At 71.9% G+C, this 1,934-nt stretch carries 3 protein-coding genes; all 3 read left to right on the top strand.

Translation table 11 applies throughout. The features are described 5' to 3' along the window. Positions 1-743: ABC transporter permease (locus R6V09_RS51995; RefSeq protein WP_317888380.1), on the top strand; the 743-nt coding region annotated here is incomplete at its 5' end. Then, entirely contained in the window at positions 740-1,525 is a 786-nt protein-coding gene (locus R6V09_RS51990; RefSeq protein WP_317888379.1) for an ABC transporter ATP-binding protein, read from the top strand. The genes R6V09_RS51995 and R6V09_RS51990, both read left to right, overlap by 4 nt. Then, the coding region (locus R6V09_RS51985; protein ID WP_317888378.1) for an ATP-binding cassette domain-containing protein at positions 1,522-1,934 on the top strand (413 nt) is incomplete at its 3' end. The genes R6V09_RS51990 and R6V09_RS51985, both read left to right, overlap by 4 nt.

Raw genomic sequence — 1,934 nt, 5'->3', positions numbered from 1 at the left:
ACCCCCTCGCGCAGGACCTGCCCCGGCTCGCCGACCCCGGCGCCGGGCACTGGTTCGGCACGGACGAGCTCGGCCGGGATGTCCTGAGCCGGGTGCTGTACGGCGCCCGGGTCTCCATCCCGCTGGCACTGCTGCTGGTGGCCATGTCGCTGCTGGTCGGCGGAGTGCTCGGGGCCTGCGCCGGGTTCTTCGGACGCTGGGTGGACGAGACCGTGATGCGGATCGCGGACCTGGTGTTCGCCTTCCCCACCGTCATCCTGGCGATGGTGGTCGCCGCCGCACTCGGCGCCAGCCTGCAGAACGCGGTACTGGCCGTCCTGGTGGTGTCCTGGCCGTCGTACGCACGCGTCACCCGGGGTCTGGTCATGGGCCTCAGGAACCGTGAATTCGTGCTCAGCGGACGGCTGTTGGGGTTCTCCGCCTGGCGGTCGCTGCGCGTCGACATCCTGCCCAACGTGCTCGGGCCGCTGCTGGTCCTGGCCACCCTCGACATCGGTACCGCGACCCTGCTGCTGTCCGGGCTGTCCTTCCTGGGGCTCGGTGCCAAGCCGCCGACCGCCGAGTGGGGCGCGATGGTGGCGGACGGCACCCAGCAGTTCGACAAGTGGTGGATCGGGGTCTTCCCGGGCCTGGCCATCCTCACCGTCGTCCTCGCCTTCAACTTCCTCGGCGACACGCTCCGGGACGCCCTCGACCCCGGCACGGCCCGCACCATCGGCGCGGAGAAGGAGCGTGTCGGATGACCGCCGGCAATGTGCTGGAGATCAGCGGTCTCACCCTCGACCTGGGCGGCCGTCGCATTCTCGGTGGCGTCGACCTCGCGGTGCGGCCCGGTCAGGTGCACGGGCTCGCGGGGGAGAGCGGTTCGGGCAAGACCATGACCGGCCTCGCGGCGCTCGGTCTGTTGCCGCCGGGCGCCCGTACCGGCGGCCGGATCGAGCTGGAGGGCACCGACCTGCTGACCCTGCCGCCCCGTCAACTGGCCGCGCTGCGCGGCCGATCGGTGAGCATGGTGTTCCAGGACCCGTCCACCAGCCTGCACCCCATGCTCAGCATCGGACACCAGCTCACCGACCATCTGCGCCACCACCTGAAGCTGAGCCGAAAGGCCGCGAAGGAGAGGGCGGTTGACCTGCTGACGCAGGTCCGCATCCCCAACCCCCTTGCGGCGCTGGGGCGTTACCCGCACCAGTTCTCCGGCGGGATGCGGCAGCGCATCGCGATCGCCATCGCGCTGGCCTGCGAACCGAAGGTGCTGATCGCCGACGAGCCGACCACTGCCCTCGACGTGACCGTGCAGGCAGGCGTACTGCGGCTGTTGCGCGGGCTCTGCGACGAACTCGGTCTCGCCGTCCTGCTGGTGACCCACGACCTGGGTGTGATGTCCGCGATCGCCGACGAGGTGAGCGTGATGCGCCACGGCCTTGTCGTGGAGACCGGCCCGCGCGGCCGGGTCCTCACCGAGCCGCGGCACGAGTACACCCGTCAGCTCCTGGACGCGCTCCCCGGAAGGAGCACCGTATGACCCCCCTCCTGTCTGTTGACGACCTCGTCGTCCAGTACCACCGGCCGGGCGCCTCGCCCACCCGCGCCGTCGCCGGGGTCAGTCTCCAGGTGCGGGCGGGCGAAGTCGTCGGCCTGGTCGGCGAGTCGGGCTGCGGCAAGTCCACTCTCGCCCGCGCGGTCTGCGGCCTCACCCCGGCCGCGGAGGGTCGCATCACCTACGACGGCACACCGGTACGCCCGCTGCGGGTCCGCCGCCGCGATCCGGCCCTCACCGGCGTCCAGATGGTCTTCCAGGACCCCTACGGCTCGCTCAACCCCCGGCGCCGGGTGGGCGCGCAGATCGCCGACGGCATCTGTACCGCGACCGGTCGGGGCGAACCGGCCGACGGGACCACCCCGGAGGACCTGTTGACCCGGGTCGGCCTGCC

Source organism: Streptomyces sp. W16, assembly GCF_033194735.1.
Lineage (GTDB): Bacteria > Actinomycetota > Actinomycetes > Streptomycetales > Streptomycetaceae > Streptomyces.
This window is presented reverse-complemented; position numbering and strand designations above follow the sequence as displayed.

Coding starts and splice junctions, on each gene's coding strand:
- R6V09_RS51990 (WP_317888379.1), top strand. CDS start 740: ATGACCGCCGGCAATGTGCTGGAGATCAGCGGTCTCACCCTCGACCTG.